Annotated in this window: 10 protein-coding genes and 2 pseudogenes; 10 read left to right on the top strand and 2 right to left on the bottom strand. The window is 71.6% G+C overall.

Going from position 1 to position 19,224, the window contains the following annotated elements; translation table 11 throughout:
• The 4 genes from LCE31_RS20015 to LCE31_RS20000 all read left to right on the top strand — a co-directional run.
• Positions 1-819 (top strand): hypothetical protein (locus LCE31_RS20015; RefSeq protein ID WP_225016036.1); only part of this gene is annotated, 819 nt, incomplete at its 5' end.
• A gap of 208 nt (positions 820-1,027) precedes the next feature.
• Positions 1,028-2,437, top strand: a complete 1,410-nt coding sequence (locus tag LCE31_RS20010; RefSeq protein ID WP_225016035.1) for an ABC transporter substrate-binding protein — start codon at positions 1,028-1,030, stop codon at positions 2,435-2,437.
• A gap of 4 nt (positions 2,438-2,441) precedes the next feature.
• The gene (locus tag LCE31_RS20005; RefSeq protein ID WP_225016033.1) at positions 2,442-3,791 is read left to right on the top strand and encodes a carbohydrate ABC transporter permease; all 1,350 of its coding nucleotides are present in this window, start codon (positions 2,442-2,444) and stop codon (positions 3,789-3,791) included.
• Complete coding sequence (locus LCE31_RS20000; RefSeq protein ID WP_225016031.1) at positions 3,788-4,762, top strand: carbohydrate ABC transporter permease; 975 nt, start codon at positions 3,788-3,790, stop codon at positions 4,760-4,762. The genes LCE31_RS20005 and LCE31_RS20000 overlap by 4 nt, the downstream gene beginning before the upstream one ends.
• 195 nt (positions 4,763-4,957) lie before the next feature.
• Here the strand turns inward: LCE31_RS20000 and LCE31_RS19995 are convergent, their stop codons facing one another.
• On the bottom strand, positions 4,958-5,566 hold the full coding sequence (locus LCE31_RS19995) for a TetR/AcrR family transcriptional regulator (RefSeq protein WP_225016029.1): 609 nt from the start codon (positions 5,564-5,566) through the stop codon (positions 4,958-4,960).
• 138 nt (positions 5,567-5,704) lie between these two features.
• Here LCE31_RS19995 and LCE31_RS19990 point away from each other — a divergent pair, with 138 nt between their 5' ends.
• The 6 genes and pseudogenes from LCE31_RS19990 to LCE31_RS19970 all read left to right on the top strand — a co-directional run bounded on the left by LCE31_RS19990 (position 5,705) and on the right by LCE31_RS19970 (position 12,377).
• Complete coding sequence (locus LCE31_RS19990; RefSeq protein WP_225016028.1) at positions 5,705-6,628, top strand: ABC transporter permease; 924 nt, start codon at positions 5,705-5,707, stop codon at positions 6,626-6,628.
• On the top strand, positions 6,621-7,409 hold the full coding sequence (locus tag LCE31_RS19985; RefSeq protein ID WP_225016027.1) for an ABC transporter ATP-binding protein: 789 nt from the start codon (positions 6,621-6,623) through the stop codon (positions 7,407-7,409). The genes LCE31_RS19990 and LCE31_RS19985 overlap by 8 nt, the downstream gene beginning before the upstream one ends.
• A gap of 333 nt (positions 7,410-7,742) precedes the next feature.
• A pseudogene (locus LCE31_RS41280) lies at positions 7,743-7,967 on the top strand (Tn3 family transposase); the annotation flags it as partial.
• Between the two features lie 46 nt (positions 7,968-8,013).
• Positions 8,014-8,115: pseudogene (locus LCE31_RS41275) on the top strand (hypothetical protein); the annotation flags it as partial.
• Positions 8,116-8,259: 144 nt separating this feature from the next.
• The gene (locus tag LCE31_RS19975; protein ID WP_225016037.1) at positions 8,260-9,672 is read left to right on the top strand and encodes an SWIM zinc finger family protein; all 1,413 of its coding nucleotides are present in this window, start codon (positions 8,260-8,262) and stop codon (positions 9,670-9,672) included.
• Complete coding sequence (locus LCE31_RS19970) at positions 9,669-12,377, top strand: DUF6493 family protein (protein ID WP_225016026.1); 2,709 nt, start codon at positions 9,669-9,671, stop codon at positions 12,375-12,377. The genes LCE31_RS19975 and LCE31_RS19970 overlap by 4 nt, the downstream gene beginning before the upstream one ends.
• Positions 12,378-13,841: 1,464 nt before the next feature.
• Here the strand turns inward: LCE31_RS19970 and LCE31_RS19965 are convergent.
• The gene (locus LCE31_RS19965; protein WP_225016025.1) at positions 13,842-18,833 is read right to left on the bottom strand and encodes an NAD-glutamate dehydrogenase; all 4,992 of its coding nucleotides are present in this window, start codon (positions 18,831-18,833) and stop codon (positions 13,842-13,844) included.
• Positions 18,834-19,224 lie beyond the last annotated feature (391 nt).

The following is a 19,224-nucleotide window of genomic DNA, read 5'->3' as shown; positions in this document are numbered from 1 at the left end:
GAGCTGCCGCATGTGACGGAGCATCTGATCGCCTCCGACCCGGTCAGGATGCGGGAGTTCGCGCAGGCGCTGGGCGCGGAGCTGAAGCGGCGTGCCGAGCTGCTCGGCCCGCTGTCGTTCGCCGAGTGGCACGAGCGGCACGAACAGCGCGAGCGGCACGAGGGGCACGCGGCCGGGGGCGCGGCGCCCGGAGGGCAGCAGGGCGACGCGGGGTCGGCGTCCACCCGCACGATGCGGCTCAGACCCGGCCCGCTCCGAAGCCCGCGGGAACAGGCTCCGGTGCCGGGGCCGCTGCCGAGGCTGGCCGTGCTGGTCGACGACTTCGACGCGCTGGTGGCGCCCGCGCTGGGCAGTCCAGGCCGGCCCGCCGCCGGTTCGGTCGTACGGGCGCTCGAGGCGATCGCGCGGGACGGGGAGCGGCTCGGGGTGCATCTGGTGGCGGCGTCCGCCGCGCCTGAGCGTACGGCGGGCACGGAACTGGCGCGCACCGTGCGGCTGCGCGCCCTGCTCGACGCGCCGCCCGTGCCGCCCGCGCCCGAGGACCCCGCCCCGGGACGGGGCCGCCTCACCGGGCCCGACGGATTCGCGGTCCCGTTCCAGGCGGGCCGGGTGACGGGCCGCATCCCGCGCACGGCGACCCAGCGGCCCACCGTGGCGCCGCTGGAGTGGGAGCGGATGGGCGACCCGCCGACCCGCCGCCCGGTGCGTGAACTGGGCAACGGCCCGACCGACCTCGCGCTGCTCGCCAGCGCCATGGACCGGGCGGCCCGTTCGATCGCGGCGGCCCCCGTGTCCCCTTTGACGCCCGCGCACCCCTGACGTCACGGGGCTCGTGGGGCGCCCGCCGGGGCGCGTCACGAGCCCATCACGATCACGGCGTGCGGCTCCACCGCGCTCTTGCTTGTCATGAACACCGGGCGTAGGACTGATCCGCACGGGACGGGACGGCGCCGCCACGTCCGGCCGCGTACGCCTGCCCCTGAGCGTGGATCAGTTCCGAACGCGCGGAAGAGACGGGGAAGCTGCGATGCGCACAACTCGTACAGCACGGAGGGCTCCGGCCGGCAGATCCAGGAACATCCGGGCGGCAGCGGTGGTGTTCGTCGCCATCGGCGCCACGGCGCTCGCGGGATGCGGCGGCTCGGACTCGGACAGCGGCAAGGGCGGCGGCGCGAGCCCCTCGGCGGCCAAAAGCCCGGCCGGCGGCGCGGGCGGTGTCACCCTGCCGAGGCTGACGGGGCAGAAGATCGAAGTGGCCGCCGTGTGGACAGGGCCGGAACAGGCCAACTTCACCAAGGTGCTGGACGCGTTCGAGAAGCGGACGGGCGCCACCGTGACGTTCGTCCCCGCGCAGGACCCGATCGTCAACTTCCTCGGCACGAAGATCGCGGGCGGCTCCCCGCCGGACGTCGCGATGCTGCCCCAGGTCGGCGCCATCGACCAGGCGGTGGCGCAGAAGTGGGCCAAGCCTCTGGGCCCGGCCGCCAAGGCGGAGCTGGCGAAGAACTACAGCAAGGGCTGGCAGGACCTGGGGGCCGTGAACGGCACGCAGTACGCGGTCTACTTCAAGGCCGCCAACAAGTCCCTCGTCTGGTACAACGCCAAGGCCTTCCAGAACGCGGGGGCCACGGTGCCGAAGACGTGGCCCCAGTTCCTGAAGACGGCCGACACCCTCTCGGCGTCCGGAGTGACCCCGCTGTCGGTCGGCGGGGCGGACGGCTGGACGCTCACCGACTGGTTCGAGAACGTGTACCTCTCCCAGGCGGGCCCCGAGAAGTACGACCAGCTGGGCCGGCACAAGATCAAGTGGACGGACCCGTCCGTCACGAAGGCGCTCACCACGCTCGCCCAGCTGTTCGCCCGCCCGAACACGCTCGCGGGCGGCCCCAGCGGCGCGCTCCAGACGGAGTTCCCCGCGTCCGTCACCCAGACCTTCACGGGCGGCGACACCCCGAAGGCGGCCATGGTCGGCGCGGCCGACTTCGCGGGCGTCAACATCCAGGAGACCAAGGCGAAGATCGGCACCGACGCGAAGATCTTCCCGTTCCCCGCGGTCGGCGCGGACTCCCCCGTGGTGACCGGCGGCGACGCGGCCGTGGCGCTGAAGGACACCCCCGGGGCGCAGGCGCTGCTGACGTACCTCGCCTCGCCGGACGCGGCGCGGATCTGGGCGGCCCAGGGCGGCTTCGTCTCGCCGGACAAGTCGCTGGACATGGCCGCGTACCCGGACGCCGTGCAGCGCTCCATCGCGAAGGCGCTGATCGCGGCGGGCGACGACTTCCGGTTCGACATGTCGGACTCGATGCCCCAGTCGTTCGGCGGCACGCCGGGCAAGGGCGAGTGGAAGGACCTCCAGGACTTCCTGAGCGACCCGAAGGACGTCGCGGGCACCCAGCAGCGGCTGGAGGCCGACGCGGCCAAGGCGTTCAAGAGCTGACGGGATGGCCTCAGCGGTCACGGGGGACGCCCGGCGTCCCGCGTCCCCCGTCGGGACAACGCGCAAGAGCGTGACGGGCACCCGCAAGGCGATGGCGGTGGCGTTCCTGCTGCCCGCGCTGGTGCTGCTGGGCGCGCTCGTGGTCTACCCGATCGGGTACTCGCTCTACCGGTCGTTCTTCGACAAGTCCGGTCACGGCTTCGCCGGTCTGGACAACTACGTCACGATCTTCACGGACAGCTCGATCCTCAAGGCCGTCGAGAACAACGCCATCTGGGTGATCGTGGCGCCGGTCGTCGCCACCGCGCTCGGCCTGATCTTCGCCGTGCTGACCGAACGGGTGCGCTGGGCGACGGCGTTCAAGCTGGTCGTCTTCATGCCGATGGCGATCTCGATGCTCGCGGCGGGCATCATCTTCCGGCTGGTGTACGAGCAGGACCCGGCGCGCGGTGTGGCCAACGCGGTCTGGGTGGGCGTGCACGACACGTTCGCCGAGTCGGCCGGCTACCCGGGCGCCCACCCGCTGCCCGTCCATCCGCTGAAGGCGGGCGGCGGCGGCTCGTTCGTCACCAAGGAGCCGGTGCGTGCGGGAAGCACCGTACGGCTGCCGCTGGTCGGCGTGGCGCCCGGCACGATGCCGTCGGCGGCGAAGCCCGCGCGGGCGGCGACGCCCGAGGCCGGGAAGGTCACCGGCACCGCCTGGCTGGACTTCACCCTCGGCGGCGGCGGGAAGCCCAATGTGATCGACCCGGAGGAGCGCGGCCTGAAGGGCCTCACGGTCCAGGCGGTCAAGGGCGGCAAGGTCGTCGCGTCGGCGAAGGCGGCGGCCGACGGCACGTTCACCCTGCCAAAGGCGGCGGACGGCGCCGTGCTGTCGCTGCCCGCCGCGAACTTCCGTGAACCGTACAACGGGGTGGAGTGGCTCGGCCCGCACCTGGTGACACCGGCGATCATCGGCAGCTATCTGTGGATGTGGGCCGGCTTCGCCATGGTGCTGATCGCCGCGGGCCTCGCCGGCATCGAGAGAGAGCTGCTTGAGGCCGCACGGGTGGACGGCGCGAACGAGTGGCAGGTGTTCCGGCGGGTCACCGTCCCGCTGCTGGCGCCGGTGCTCGGCGTCGTCCTCGTCACCCTGATGATCAACGTGCTGAAGATCTTCGACCTCGTGTACATCATCGCGCCCGGCTCGTCGCAGGACGACGCCAACGTGCTGGCCCTCCAGCTCTACCGCTCGTCGTTCGGCACCGACGCGGACCTGGGGGTGGGCAGCGCGATCGCGATCCTGCTGCTCCTCCTGGTGATCCCGGTGATGCTCGTCAACATCCGCCGGATGCGGAAGGAGAACCGCCGATGACCATGGAAGAACCGGTGATCGGCGGGGCGGTGGGGCCGGCGGACACCGCTGCCGGGGACAGCCGCGCGGCCCGGCACCGCACCCGCCGCACCCCGGGAAGGAGCGCCCGGCCCGATCCGGAGAGGTCGCTGCCCGGCCGGATCGCGGGCCGCCTCGGCGGGGGCGTCCTGCGGGCCGTCCTCATCCTGATCGGCCTGTTCTGGCTGATGCCGACGATCGGACTGCTGCTGTCGTCGCTGCGCGGCGCGGACGACATCGCGGCGAGCGGGTGGTGGCAGGTCTTCACCAAGCCGTCCCAGCTGACCTTCGAGAACTACGCGAACCTGCTGGACAACCACGTCGTCACCCACTCCCTGCTGGCCACGGTCCTCTTCACCGTGCCCGCGACGCTGCTGGTGGTGGTGATCGGCTCGTTCGCCGGATACGCCTTCGCCTGGATGGACTTCCCCGGCCGCGACTGGTGGTTCGTCGGGGTCGTCGCCCTGCTGGTCGTGCCGGTGCAGGTGGCGCTGATCCCGGTGTCGAAGCTGTTCGGCGCGATCGGCATCTTCGAGACGACGCTCGGGGTGATCCTCTTCCATGTCGCGTTCGGGCTGCCGTTCGCGATCTTCCTGCTGCGGAACTTCTTCGCGGAGATCCCGCGCGAGCTGCTGGAGGCCGCGCGCCTGGACGGGGCGGGCGAGATACGGCTGTTCACCCGGGTGGTGATGCCGCTGGGCGGGCCCGCGATCGCCTCGCTCGGCATCTTCCAGTTCCTGTGGGTGTGGAACGACATGCTGGTGGCGCTGGTCTTCGCGGACTCCAAGAACCCGCCCATCACCGTCGCGCTCCAGCAGCAGGTACGGCAGTTCGGCAACAACGTCGACGTACTCGCGCCGGGGGCGTTCTTGTCGATGGTCATCCCGCTCGCCGTGTTCTTCGCGTTCCAGCGGCAGTTCGTCTCCGGCGTGATGGCGGGGGCGGTCAAGTAGCCCCGCGGCCGAGCACGACGGCGGACGATCCCGGCAGCGCGGCTGGGCGCCCGGCGGGCGTTCCCGGCCGCGCCGAGCCGCGCCCAGCACTCAGCCGCGCTTGAGCCGTGCCCAGCGCTCAGCCGTGCCGACCGCTCAGCCGCGCTTGAGCCGTCCCAGCGCTCAGCCGCGCTTGAGGGAGCCGTGCCCGACCGCTCAGCCGCGCTTGAGCGCGGCGACCGCGGAGGCGGCCAGCTCGTCCAGGTAGCCCTTGGGCAGCGGGGCGCGCACGACGGCCAGACGCCAGTACAGCGGTCCGACGATCAGATCGAGCGCGGTGTCGGGGCTGGTCCCCTCCGGCAGCTCGCCCCGCGCCACGGCCTCCCGCACGATCACCGCGGCGATGCCCTGCTGCCCGTCCAGCAGCGTCGCCCTGATGGTGTCGGCGATCTCGGGGTTGCGCGCGGACTCGACGAGCAGGTCCGGGATGACCTGGGAGGCCACGGGGTGGCGCAGGGCCGCCGACGCGACCTGGAGCAGCGCGCGGATGTCCCCGTGCAGCGAACCGGTGGCCGGAGCGGGCAGGCCCTGTGCGGCGAAGACGGAGACCAGGTCGAGGACCAGCGCGAGCTTGGACTTCCACCGCCGGTAGACCGCGGTCTTGCCGACCCCGGCGCGGCGCGCGATGCCCTCTATGGACATCCGGGCGAACCCGACGGCAGCCAGCTCGTCGAAGACGGCCGCGCGGATGGCGTCGGTCACGTCCTCCCGGAGTACGGCGGCCCCCGCGGGGACTCGGCGTGCGGTACCCGATCCCTTGGTCATCTCTTGAGCATACCGTCACGACGGTACGGTTGCGTTGCGACGTCGCGAGACCGTACGCTCTCCGATGCGACGATACGGAAGCGTTCCATCGTCGGTGGTACTTCCCCCTCACGTCGAATCACGTCGAAAGCGACTCCTGTGAGCCAGACGATCGCACCGACTCAGCCCACTCCGCCGGCACCGGGACCGGAGACGGACCTCACCGCTCTCGCGGCACGCCACGGACTCTCGGTGAGCGGAGCACGGCCCTCGCTGCCCCGGTACGTGGGGCAGCTGTGGTCACGGCGGCACTTCATCACGACGTTCGCCACCGCCAAGCTGACCGCCCAGTACAGCCAGGCGAAAATGGGTCAGATCTGGCAGATCATGACGCCGCTGCTCAACGCGATCGTCTACTACTTCATCTTCGGCGTGCTGCTGGGGACGAAGAGGAACGTCCCCGACTACATCCCGTTCCTGGTGACCGGCGTCTTCATCTGGACGTACACCTCCAGCTCGGTGAGCGTCGGCATCCGCGCCATCTCCGGCAACCAGGGCCTCGTGCGGGCGCTGCACTTCCCCCGCGCCTCGCTGCCCCTGTCGCTGGTGCTCCAGCAGCTCCAGCAGCTGTTCTTCTCCATCTGCGCGCTCGTCGTGATCCTCATCGGGTTCGGCCAGTACCCCCGGTTCCACTGGGTGCTCGCGATCCCCGCGCTCTTCTGCCAGTCGCTGTTCTGCGCCGGCGTGTCGCTGATCATGGCGCGCCTGGGCGCCAAGACCCCCGACCTGGCGCAGCTGATGCCGTTCGTCATCCGCGTGTGGATGTACACGTCCGGCGTGATGTGGAGCGTCGAGAAGCTCGCGAGCGGCCACCAGGGCATTCCGAGCTGGGTGGTGACCGCGCTGCGCTGCCAGCCCGGCGCCGTCTACATCGACATCATGCGCTTCGCGCTGATCACCAGCTTCCACTCGAACCAGCTCCCGCCGCACGTCTGGGCGCTGTGCGCGGGCTGGGGCCTGCTGTTCTTCGTCGGCGGCTTCATCTACTTCTGGCGTGCAGAGGAGACCTACGGACGTGGCTGAGGAACGGGTTCCGACCGTCGTCGTGGACGGCGTGCACATCACCTACAAGGTGCACGGCACCAAGGGCGGCAAGGGCAGCGCCACCTCGGCGCTGAGCCGCATCGTCTCGCGGCGGCCCTCCGTCGGCGTGCGCGAGGTCCGCGCCGTGAAGGGCGTCAGCTTCGCCTCGTACCGCGGTGAGGCGATCGGCCTGATCGGGTCGAACGGCTCCGGCAAGTCCACGCTGCTGCGGGCCATCGCCGGCCTCCAGCTGCCCTCCGCCGGCCGCATCTACACCGCGGGCCAGCCGTCGCTGCTCGGTGTCAACGCAGCCCTGATGTCCGACCTGACCGGCGAGCGCAACGTCGTGCTCGGCGGGCTGGCCATGGGCATGTCGCGGCGCGAGGTGAGGGACGTCTACGACGACATCGTGGAGTTCTCCGGCATCAACGAGAAGGGGGACTTCATCTCGCTGCCGATGCGGACGTACTCCTCCGGCATGGGCGCGCGGCTGCGCTTCTCCATCGCGGCGGCGAAGAACCACGACGTGCTGCTCATCGACGAGGCGCTGTCGACCGGCGACGCGAAGTTCCAGGCGCGCAGCAAGGAGCGCATCGGAGAACTGCGGGAGCAGGCCGGCACGGTGTTCCTGGTGAGCCACAGCAACAAGGCGATCGTGGAAACCTGCGACCGCGCCCTGTGGCTCGAGGCGGGCACGCTGCGCATGGACGGGCCCGCGGACGAGGTGGTCGCCGCGTACGAGGAGTTCACGGCGAAGCCGAAGGCCAAGGCGAAGAAGTAGCCCGCCAGGCGCGCGTGCGCGCACGCGCGCGTCCCATCGCCCCGGAGACCGGCCCGGTCGCCGGGGCGATCCGCGTTCGGCGTGACCGACCGTATGTCGTACGTGGGTCCCCGTAGTAATCGCCGAAAAAACCCCGGATACCCATGACCTGCGGTGATGTGGCCCGGGGATGGTCGGCTTGGTCGCGCAGATGGGCAACGACCATGGTCGACTTGGCGTCCGATATGCCGCGATGTGGCGGTTTGCCCACGCCGGCGGGAAAGCAGTCGCGTTCCCCAGAACTCAAGCGCAACCTGCTGGCCGTCCTCATAGCCGTCGACCACCGCGCATGCGATGAAGAAGTATTTCGCCGGACAGGGCCTGTCCACCTACACCCACGTCTCGGACCAGCACTCGACGTTCGGCACGAAGGTCATCGTGGCCACCCGGCGCGAGGCCCGGTACGTACTGGACGAGATCATGGGCAACAAGACCGACCTGCCGATCACCGAGCACGCCACCGACACGCACGGGGTGACGCTGGTCAACCTCGCACTGTTCGACCTGGTGGGAATGCAGCTCTCACCGCGGAGATCCGGGCCTGGGGAAGATCACCCTGTACCGGATGGACCCGCAGCGCGACGTCAGCAGGCACTGGCCGGTCGCCGGTCCGCTGCTGACCCAGAAGATCAATATGGGGTTGATCGAGGAGAAATGGGACGATCTGCCGCGTCTGGCCGCATCGATCAAGTTCGGGCACGCCACTGCCTCGCTGATCGTCGGACGAGGCGATCGTGGTCTTCGACATGCTGATGTCCGACCTGGCCCGCACCCCAGTGAAGTGTCAGTGGTGGCCCATAGCATCTCGGCCATGACGAGAACGGCACAGACGTACGCCTATCTCCGTCCCTCTGCCGTGCGGGGCACGGCAGAGGGACGGAGCATCGGTCTGGAGACCTCCGGCGGCGCCACCCCGGCCGGACAGGAAACCCATCCGCGCTTCTTCAGCGGCTTCCTGACCCATCCCCAGGCCACCGCCGCCGGACTGCTGTGCGTCGCGGACATCGCCGCCGCCCGCTACTACCGGCCGCAGCTCGACTACTGGCGCGACCCGGTCGTCACCGGGAACGGGGACCGGCTGAGGTTCGAGTCGTTCTCCGCTTGCTGCGGGGTGTACGCACGGCTCGACATGCTGGGCGACGCCCTCGACGGCGACGACATCGGGCACGGCACGACCAACGTCGACGTGAACATCCCGCTGCGGGACGCCCTGACCCGGGTGGGTGCAAGCGATCCGCTGCGTCTGGAGGTCGGGCCCGATGAGATGACCGTCACCACCTTCGACGGGCCGGTGGTGGAGAAGAAGGTGCCGCTGCCCGAGCGCTGGGTGCGCGGCTTCGCCGAGACCCAGGTGATCGCCTCCGGCTTCGACCTGCGGGCCGAACTCCCCGCGGCCGAGGCCGTGCGTCTCCTCCGCGCGCTGCCACGCCCCAACACCACCCGCGGCGCCTCCAAGGGAGCGCACTGGTTCGTCCCGGCGGGCCGCTCGCTGCGCGCCACCACCCGGCCCGTCCCCGGCGCGGTCTGCCTGCCCGGGCCCGAGCGGCTGACCGCGCTGACCCGGGTGTTGCGCCATGCGACGGGGCTGCGGGTCCACGGCCCGGCCGTCACGGCGGGCAGCTGCCCGGTGGCGAGCGCATGGGAGATCGGACTCCCCGGGATGCGGCTGACCCTCACCCTGTCCCCGGACACGACACGGGGCTTCTCCGGCGAGGGCCGCGTCCTCGACGCGCTGGCGGCGGACGAGTCGGCCGAGGATGCCGACCTGGTCTCGGTGCTGCTCGCCTGGGACCCCGCAGTCGACATCGCCGACCTCGCCGCGCAGTCCGGGCTGACCCCGCAGCGGGTACGGGCCGCGCTCACCCGCCTCGGCACGGCCGGGCGCATCGGCTACGACACGGCGGAGGCGGCCTACTTCCACCGGGTGCTCCCGTACGACACCGGACGGGCCGAGCGGGACAACCCCCGGCTGCGTGCCGCCCGCGCCCTCGTCGACGCGGGCGCGGTGCGCCTCGACGGCGAGACGGCCACCGTCACCGTCGAGGACCACAGCCACCGCGTGAGGTCCGCCGAAGGGCGGCTGACCTGCACCTGCCGCTGGTGGGCCGAATACCGCGGCGGACGCGGCCCGTGCAAACACGCCCTCGCCGTCCGCATCGCCTCGCGCCGTACGACCGCCACCGCCCAGGACAACGCTGACACCCCCACCGGAGCCACCCGATGACCTTCACCGACGACTTCCCCGACTACCGGATACCCGACGGGACCGCAGAAGGCATCCGCGCCCTGCTGGACGCCGTGCGCGCGGGCCGCGTCGAGGACGTCTCCAAGCTGGTCGGCGCCCTGACCGACGCCGAGCGGCGAAAGGGGCTGCCGCTGCTCAAGCAGTGGCGCAAGGACACCCCGGAACACTGGCGGGGCGAGGAACACCTGCTGGTGCGCCAGAGCCTGCTGCTCGCCGGGGCGGGGTGCTGCACCGGCGCGGCGGCCGCGGCCCAGTGGCTCACGAGCCGCGATCTGTGGTGGGCCGGGCCCAAGGACCCCCAGGCGGTCGTCGGCGTGATGGGCGATCGTGCCCCCGAGTGGCTGGCCGAGGTGGCGCGTCGGCTGGCGGAGCGCCGCACCGTCGGCGAGTGGGAGTACGGGCTGATCAAGCGGCTGTCGCTGATCGCCGGCTGCGAGCCGCCCATGACGGACGGTTTCATCCTCGGCTGGGAGAGGGACATCCCGGAGCGGGGTAAGACGATCGAGAAAAGGCTGCGGGACGATCCGTTCCTGAAAGCGGCCGTCCCCCGGCTCTTCGAGGTGGACGAGGCCGGCTCGGACTTCCAGTACACCCGGGGCACCGACCCCGGATGGCCCGACGCGCTCGCCGCACTCGCCCGGGAAGGACTGCTCAGCCGCGAGATGCTGGTCGAAGGCTGTCTGTCGCGGCTGCTGCGCGGTGGCCGGCTCGGCATCGTGAAGGGCTTCCTCGCCCTGCTGACCGCCCTGGACCTGACCGCGGACGAGCGGGCGGCGCACACCCCCACCTGGGTGCGGATGCTCTCCGGCGGGCACTCGCTGGCGGCCGCCCGCGCCCAGGAGACGCTGGCCGAACTCAACGAGGCGGGCCGTCTGGAGACCGAGCACCTGGTCGAGGCGTCCAGGATCGCCCTGTTCCGGCCCGAGAAGAAGATCGTGCGCGCCCAACTGGCCATGCTCGACAAGGCGATCAAGCACGACCAGTCCCTTGCGGACGAGCTGCTGCCGGTGGCCGCCGAGGGCTTCGGCAACGAGGAGCACAGCCTCCAGGAGCGGGCCCTTGCCCTGGCCGTCCGCCACCGCAAGCACACAGGCGACGCCGTCCTCGCCGAACTGGCGGCGAGTGCCGAACTGCTCCCCTCCGACCTGCGTGCACGCGCGGTCGAGGCGTTCGGCGGCACCGTGCCCGCCGAGGAGGCCGATCCGCTGCCCGCCGCAGAGGGCGACGCCCTGCCGCCCGTACCGGACCCCGAGCGCCTGGCCCCCGCACCGCTCGCCCCTGCCGAGCTCGCCGAGGAGGTCGTCGCGCTGCTGCGCGGCAAGGGCACCCCGGCGCAGGAGGAGCGGGCGCTGAACAGCCTCGTGATCCACGCCGGCGCCGACCTGGCGGGGCTCCGCGCGGCCCTGGAACCGGTCGTCGCAGCGCACCGGCAGCCTGCCTCATGGCTGAGCGACAACGTCTTCGCACAGGCACTCGAAGCCGTCGTCATGTTCGTCATGGGCGAGGCCGCGGAGGAGAAGACGCGCACCCTCCGCATCCAGTCCGGCCTGGGGGCCCTCCGTTTCCGGTTCCAGGAGTACCAGTGCCCGCACACGGCGATCTGGTCCGTCTGCCTCAGCCGCGTGGCCGAGATCGGGGCGCGGCTGGAGCTCGGGGACCCCTTGCCGTTCCTGCTGGCCACGCCCACCTGGACCACGGGAACCATCGACCCGTCGGAGCTGGTGGCCCGGCTCGCCGCGTACGAGGACGCGGGCACCGAGCCCGGCCCGGCGGACCTCGACCAGGCCCTGCTGCGACTCGGCCGTGCGGTGCCGCCCGAAGCACGGGCCGCGGCGGACCGGCTCACCTCCCCGGCGGGGCGGCGGCTGGCCGCCTGGCTCGCCTCGGGCGGCCTGCCCGATCCCGCCCTCTCCCGGGAAACCGAGCCGCTGAGGCTCAGGACCCCTCGCCCCGGTGTCCTCGTGCACACCGAGGCCCTTCCCGGGCATGAGGACTATCCCGAGCCGTTCCGCTCCCTGCTCGGTGCGCACGACCCCATCGGCGGTCCGTGCAAGTGCGGGGGCGGCGGGGAGTGTTCCGCCCGGGCCCTGGCCCTCCTGCCCCAGCACCGGGAGATCATCGCGGCGCGGATGCTGTCGGCCTTCGCGACCCTGGCCGACTCCGACCACCTCGGTCGCGGGGTGCCCGTGCTGCCCGCGCTCGCCGAGTCGGGCGGACCGGCCGGGCCCGCGACCCATCTGCTGATGGCGTACGGGCTCGGGGCGCGGCGCTTCGAGGAGCAACTGTTCGCGGTGGACGCGATGCTCGTCCTGGCCGCTCGCGGACAGCTCGACGCGGCTCGGCTCGGCCGGGACATCGCCGAGCTGACCGACCTGCGCCGGCTCAAGCTCCAGCGAATCGTGGCGGCGCTGCGGGAAGCGGCGCGCGCCGGTGCGTATGCCACGGTGTGGGCGGTGCTCTCGGGCGCCCTCCCCGGGCTCCTGGCGGGAGAACCGGCATCCGCCGGCGGCGCTCTGCTCACGCTCGCGGCCGACTGCGCGGAGCGGTCCGGAGCCCGTGGCCCGATACCGGAGATCGACGAGCTGGCGGCGCGCAAGGGCTCATCACAGCTGATCAAGCAGGCCCGGCGGCTCAGAGCGGCGCTGAGCCGCGAAGCCCACAGGAGGCCGAGTGTCGACACGTGACCGCATTGCCTCAGGTCACCCTGTCTCAGAAGCTGGTGTCATAAGTAAGCACGACCGCTCAGGACCTCGACCGGCAGAACACATCTACGTCGACAAGCGCACCGGCGCCAACAATAGAACGCAAGGGCTTGAGGGCTCCGCATGGCTTCGCCCGTCCCGGGGACCGGATCAACGTGCTGACGCTGGATCGGCTTGGCCGGAACACGCGCGAGACCCTGAACCTCGTGCACGGCCTCACCGAGCGCTCGCCGTGGACACCAGCGAGCCGGTACCCGGCACCGACATGGCCATCGCACTGCTGGCGGTGTTCGCCCAGATGGAGCGGATCTACACGCTGGAACGTGCCGCCGGTGCCCGCGCGGCAAAGGAGGCCCGCGGCCGGCCGACCGGCCGCCCCGCGAAGCTCAACGCGACCGCCCGCGCTGGAGCCGCCCAACGGATCAAGGGCGGCGCGATCCCCGAGCAAGTCGCCGCCGAACCCGGCGTCAGCCGCTCACGCTCTACCGGGAACTACGCAAGCAGCGCGACGGCGCCGCTGCCGAACCTGTCGGGCAGGGCGCGCCGGAGCGGGCCGGGCCGCCGGGCCGGCCGGGATGTACCGCTCGCCTCACGCCGGGTGCCGTACGTGGCCGGTTCTCGATGGCGCCCGACCGTTCGACCTGCCGCGCCCGCCGCACCGGTCGGGCATCTGACACGGGCCCCGCGGCCGGTCGCGGACGGACCCGAAGGCCCCCGGGTCCGGTCACCACGGCCGGTCGACGGTGGACACGACGACGGCCCTCCGGCCGCCATCTCCGGGTCGGGCCGCCTGACCCGCAGAGGGCCTGACGGCCCTGTGGCCGTGGCCCTTACGAACATCGCGGACCGTCCCGCCAGACCTTCCGACGCGGCCCCGCAGGTCCTTTGGCGTGGCCCCGGGCACCTTCCGGCGACGGCCCGGCGGACCGGCGCCACGGCCCCTCGTGGGCGGCGGACGCGTTACTGACGGACCCTGCCCCTGCCCCGCCCGCTCCCTCAGCGGCCGTTCGGAGGCCGGATCGACCACCGCCCCGGCCTCGGTTCACCGAACGATCTCGGCCATTTCCGTACCCCTGCCCCCGGGCCGGAACGTCACGAGCGAGATGGTCCGGACGGGCCGTGAGCGCAGCCCTTCGGTCAGTGGCCGCCGGTCCCTGCGCACCCCCGGCAGCTTCCCCAGCGGTCCCGCACCAGAGGCCCGGAAGGACAGGCGCAAACGGCCCGACGGCCCTGACCGTCCCGCCGCCCGGACCTTGGCCCCTGCCCTTTCGCCGCCCGGAGCCGTCCGGTCCGGTGCGGTCCGGCCGGGTCGGGCCGGGTCGGGTCCAGGAGTCAGGGCTGTCCTGCCCGGAGACGCGACGGCGGGGCCGTCCGGTCGAAGGGACCGGGCGACCCCGCCTCCTGCCGCGCCAACGCGCCCGTCCGCGCGGGCCCGTCTCAGGCGTGTCAGGCGTGCGTGCGCAGCAGCGTCCGCATGGTCCGCATGGCCACCGAGAGGTTCGCCAGGTCGAACGAGTCCGAGCCCTGGATCTCCTCCAGCGTGTTGCGCGAACGCGCCAGGATCGCCGCGTTCTTCTCCTCCCACGCCGTGAACCGCTCCTGCGGTGTGGCGCCGTCGCCGCCGAACGCCAGGACGTCCGACGTGAGCGACGCGTGCGCCGAGTACAGGTCCTCGCGGATCGACACCCGCGCCATCGACTTCCAGCGGTCGGTGCGCGGCAACTCCAGAATCCGGTCCATCAGCTCCGTGATCCGCAGCCGGTTGCCCAGGTCGTAGTAGACCTCCGCGACGGTGAGCACGTCCTTGCCGCTGCGGTCGGCGATCGCGACGATGTCGAGCGCCGAGAACACCGACGAGAAGCCCGCGCCGCGCGGCGCGAACTCCTTCGGCACCCCGGCACCGCTCATCTGCTCCAGGATCGAGTCGAACCACTCCCGCTCCGTGCCGAGCAGCAGTGTCGGCAGCTGCGACCACACGCGCTCGGTGCCGTCCGAGAAGAAGGCGATGGTGTCGGCGATCTCCAGCGGCTGCGGCCGGTTGCCGAGCAGCCAGCGCGTGCCCCGCTCGACCAGGCGCCGCGAGTGGAGCCTGATCCTCGTCTGGACGTCCGCGGCGACCGTGTTGTCGAGGTCCTCCACGCCGTCCCAGACCGCGCCGAGGCCGAAGATCGCCCGCGCCGCGGTGTGCGCCCTGATGATCTCCTCGACCGACGCGCCGGTCTCCTCGCGCAGCCGGTGCAGGAAGGTCGAACCGCCCGTGTTGACGGCGTCGTTGACGAGGACGGTGGTGATGATCTCGCGGTGCAGCGGGTGGCCGTGGATGCGGTCGGCGAAGTTCTCCCGCAGCTGGGTCGGGAAGTACGCGTGCAACAGCTTCAGCAGGTACGCGTCGTCCGGCAGGCTCGTCGCGATGAGCTCCTGCGCGACGGTGATCTTCGTGTACGCGAGGAGCACGGCCAGCTCGGGCTGGGTGAGTCCCCTGCCCGCGTTCAGCAGTTCACGGATCTGCCGGTCCCTGGGCAGGAACTCGATGTCGCGGTCGAGGTGGCCGTCGCCCTCCAGGCGGCGCATGAACCGCATGTGCGCGTGCAGCATGCCCGTGGACTGCGCGACGGCCGCGGCGAGCGCGGTGTTCTGCGCGTAGTTGTTGCGCAGGACGAGGGAGCCGACCTCGTCGGTCATCTCCGCCAGCAGCTTGTTGCGCTGCTTGACGGTCATGTCCCCGTCGGTGACCAGGCCGTTGAGCAGGATCTTGATGTTCACCTCGTGGTCGGAGGTGTCCACGCCCGCGCTGTTGTCGATGGCGTCGGTGTTGATCTTCCCGCCGTCGCCGCCGGCCCCGCGCCGGTCGAACTCGATCCGGCCGAGCTGGGTCAGGCCGAGGTTGCCGCCCTCGCCGATGACCTTCGCGCGCACGTCCTCGCCGTTGACGCGGATGGCGTCGTTGGCCTTGTCGCCGACGTCCGCGTTGGACTCGGTGGTGGCCTTGACGTACGTGCCGATGCCGCCGTTCCACAGCAGGTCGACGGGCGCCTTGAGGATTGCTCGCATCAGGTCGGCGGGCGTCAGCTTCGTGACGTTGCCCTCGATGCCGAGCGCTTCGCGCACGCGCGCGTTGACCGGGATCGACTTCGCCGTGCGCGGGTGGATGCCGCCGCCCGCGGACAGCAGCTTCGTGTCGTAGTCGGCCCAGGAGGAGCGCGGCAACTCGAACAGCCGGCGGCGCTCCGCGAAGGAGGTCGCGGCGTCCGGATCGGGGTCGATGAAGATGTGCCGGTGGTCGAAGGCGGCGACCAGCCGGATGTGCTCGGACAGCAGCATGCCGTTGCCGAACACGTCACCGGACATGTCGCCGACGCCGACGACCGTGAAGTCCTCGCTCTGCACGTCGTGGCCGAGCTCGCGGAAGTGCCGCTTGACGGACTCCCAGGCGCCGCGGGCCGTGATGCCCATGCCCTTGTGGTCGTAGCCGGCGCTGCCGCCGGACGCGAACGCGTCGCCCAGCCAGAAGTCGTAGGAGACCGCGACCTCGTTGGCGATGTCGGAGAAGCTCGCCGTGCCCTTGTCGGCGGCGACGACCAGGTACGTGTCGTTCCCGTCGTGGCGTACGACGTCCTTGGGCGGTACGACCTCGCCGCCGACCAGGTTGTCGGTGATGTCGAGCAGCGCCGAGATGAAGATCTTGTACGAGGCGATGCCCTCGGCCAGCCAGGCGTCCCGGTCGGCGGCCGGGTCGGGCAGCTGCTTGGCGACGAAGCCGCCCTTCGCGCCGACGGGCACGATGACGGTGTTCTTCACCATCTGCGCCTTCACCAGGCCGAGGATCTCCGTACGGAAGTCCTCACGCCGGTCGGACCAGCGCAGGCCGCCGCGGGCGACCTTGCCGAAACGCAGGTGGACGCCCTCGACGCGCGGCGAGTACACCCAGATCTCGTAGGCGGGGCGCGGCGCCGGAAGGTCCGGGATGGCCTGCGGGTCGAACTTCATCGACACGTACGCGTGCCGGGTGCCGTCCGCCCCGCGCTGGAAGAAGTTCGTCCGCAGCGTGGCCTTGACGAGGCTGAGGAAGGACCGCAGGATGCGGTCCTCGTCGAGGCTCGCGACCTGGTCGAGCGCCGCGTCCAGCTCCTCGGTCAGCGCGTCGATCAGCTCGGTGCCCGCGCTCTGCCGCTCGGGCTTCATGCGCGCCTCGAAGAGGGACACCAGGAGCCGGGCCGTGTGGACGTTGTGGCGGAACGTGTCCTCCATGTAGTCCTGGCTGAACGTGGCCCCCGACTGGCGCAGGTACTTGGCGTACGCGCGCAGCACCACGGCCTGCCGCCAGGTGAGCCCGGCGCCGAGCACCAGCGAGTTGAAGCCGTCGTTCTCCGCCGCGCCCGTCCATACGGCGGCGAACGCCTCCTGGAAGCGCGTCCGCATGTCGTCCACGGGGTAGGTGCCGCTCGCGGGCGGGGGCATCCTGAGGCCGAAGTCGTAGATCCACGCGCGCGTACGGTCGGCGCAGCGCAGCTCGTACGGCCGCTCGTCGACGACCTCGACGCCGAGCCGCTGGAGGACCGGCAGGACCGCGGTGAGCGAGACCTGGTCGCCGGTCCGGTAGATCTTGAAGCGGCGCTCGTCGGGCGCGGCGCCCACCGGCTCGTACAGGGAGAGCGCGAACTCCTTCTCGCCGCCCTCCAGCGCCTCCAGGTGGACGAGGTCGGCGACGGCGGCGCGCGGCGTGTGGTCCGCCTTGTAGCCCTCGGGGAAGGACGCGCCCCAGCGGCGCATGAGCCCCGCGGCGCGCTCCTCGCCGCATTCGACGTTGAGCGCCTCACCGAACGCGTCGGCCCAGGAGCGGGCGGCCTCCACGAGCCGCGTCTCGATCCGGTCGACGTCGGCGTCCGTCAGCTCGGACAGCTCCGTGCCGCGCTCGACGCGGACGACGAAGTGCAGCCGGGAGAGCACCGATTCGGTGTTCCAGGCGGTGAAGTCGACGCTGGTGCCGCCGAGTTCGTCCTTGAGGATGTCGATCAGCCGGAGCCGCACGCCGGTGGTGTAGCGGTCGCGCGGCAGGTAGACGAGCGCGGAGTAGTAGCGCCCGTACTCGTCCTTGCGCAGGTAGAGCCGGAGCCTGCGGCGCTCCTGGAGATAGAGCACGCTGGTCGTGATGGCGCGCAGTTCGTCCGGGGGCGTCTGGAACAGCTCGTCGCGCGGGTACGTCTCCATGATCTGCATGAGGTCGCGGCCGTCGTGGCTGTTCGGCGAGAAGCCGGCGCCCTCCAGGACCTCCGCGACCTTGCGCCGCACGACCGGCACCCGGCGCACGGACTCCGTGTACGCGGCCGAGGAGAACAGGCCGAGGAAGCGGCGCTCACCGATCACGTTTCCCTCGGCGTCGAACTTCTTCACGCCGACGTAGTCGAGGTAGCTGGGCCGGTGCACGGTGGCGCGGCTGTTGGCCTTGGTGAGGATGAGCAGCTTGTGCTCGCGGGCCTTGGCGCGCGCGTCCGCGGGGAGTCTGCTGAAGGACGGGCTCGCCAGGTGGTCCTCTGCGTCGCGGTGGCGGGGGTCGGAGCGCAGGACACCGAGCCCGGTGCCGGGCACCGCGACCAGCGCGTCGGCGTCCGTGAGCCGGTACTCGCGGTAACCGAGGAAGGTGAAGTGGTCGGCGGCGAGCCAGCGCAGCAGCTCACGGGCCTCCTGCACCTCTTCCTCGGGCAGGTCGTCGGCCGTGGGCTCGGCGGGCAGCTCGTCGGCGATGCGCAGGGCGGTGCCCCGCATCTTCTCCCAGTCCTCGACGGCTTCGCGCACGTCGGACAGGACCCGCCGGAGGTTGGTGGTGATGTCGCCCAGCACGTCCCGGTCGGTCTCGCGGTCGACCTCGACATGCATCCAGGACTCGATGTGGGCGTCGGGGACCGGGTCGCCCGCGGCCGTCCCGTCCGCCAGGGTGCCCTCGGGCAGCACCTCGATCCGCTCGCCCGCGACGTCGCGGCGGACGGCGATCTGCGGGTGGATGACGATGTGGATGCCGCGGCCGTGCCGGGTGAGTTCGTTGGTGACCGAGTCGACGAGGAAGGGCATGTCGTCCGTGACGACCTCGACGACCGTGTGGCTGGAGGTCCAGCCGTTCTCCTCCACGGTCGGGGTGTGCACCCGCACGTTCGCCGTGCCCTGGGGGCGGTTGTCGGCCAGCCGGTAGTGGGAGAGCGCGGCCCCGAGGAGGTCGACCGGGTCCCGGTCGGCCAGGTCCTCGGTCGCTGCGTGCAGATAGTAGCGCTGGAGGTACGCGAGAAGCCTGTCCTGGTCCGGCCTGCCGCCGCTGCCGGGCTCGACGGGGCCGCGGTCCGGCCGCCGGCCGTCCAGGCCCGCGGTCTGCCCCATCGGGCCGTTGTCAGCGACCCTCGCCGCTTGGGCGAGCAGCTCGGTCTTGGCTTCGTCCAGGTTGGTCTGCATGTCCTCTGGCTCCTGTCGCGCGCCATTGCGTGACGTAGGTGAACGAACCGACACAACGCCACGACGCGGTGTTTCCGGTCGATGTCGACGTTATGCCGCATGGAGAGATGTCCGTGATGAATTCGGCCACATCGGGCCGCGCGTCCGCACCGGGAAGTACGGCGATCGCCTCGGAAGGTGCGGCGATCGCCCGGCCGCCGTGGCGCTCCGGGCGCTTGCAGGGGGCCGAGCCCGCTCCGCATATCGCGCTGATCACGCACAGACCCTATCTCCCGCGGCGGGGCGGTCGGCACAGGCCGTATACGTACAAGGCCCGGCCCGAAATTCGACATTCTGGCCAACGACAGGCCCTCGCCCCCTCTCCTCCGCCATCCGCCATCGACCCCCGAAC

The sequence above is a fragment of the Streptomyces sp. 8L genome (assembly GCF_020176795.1).
Classification (GTDB): domain Bacteria; phylum Actinomycetota; class Actinomycetes; order Streptomycetales; family Streptomycetaceae; genus Streptomyces.
The sequence above is the reverse complement of the archived record's forward strand: the minus strand, read 5'-3'. Positions and strand labels throughout refer to the sequence as shown.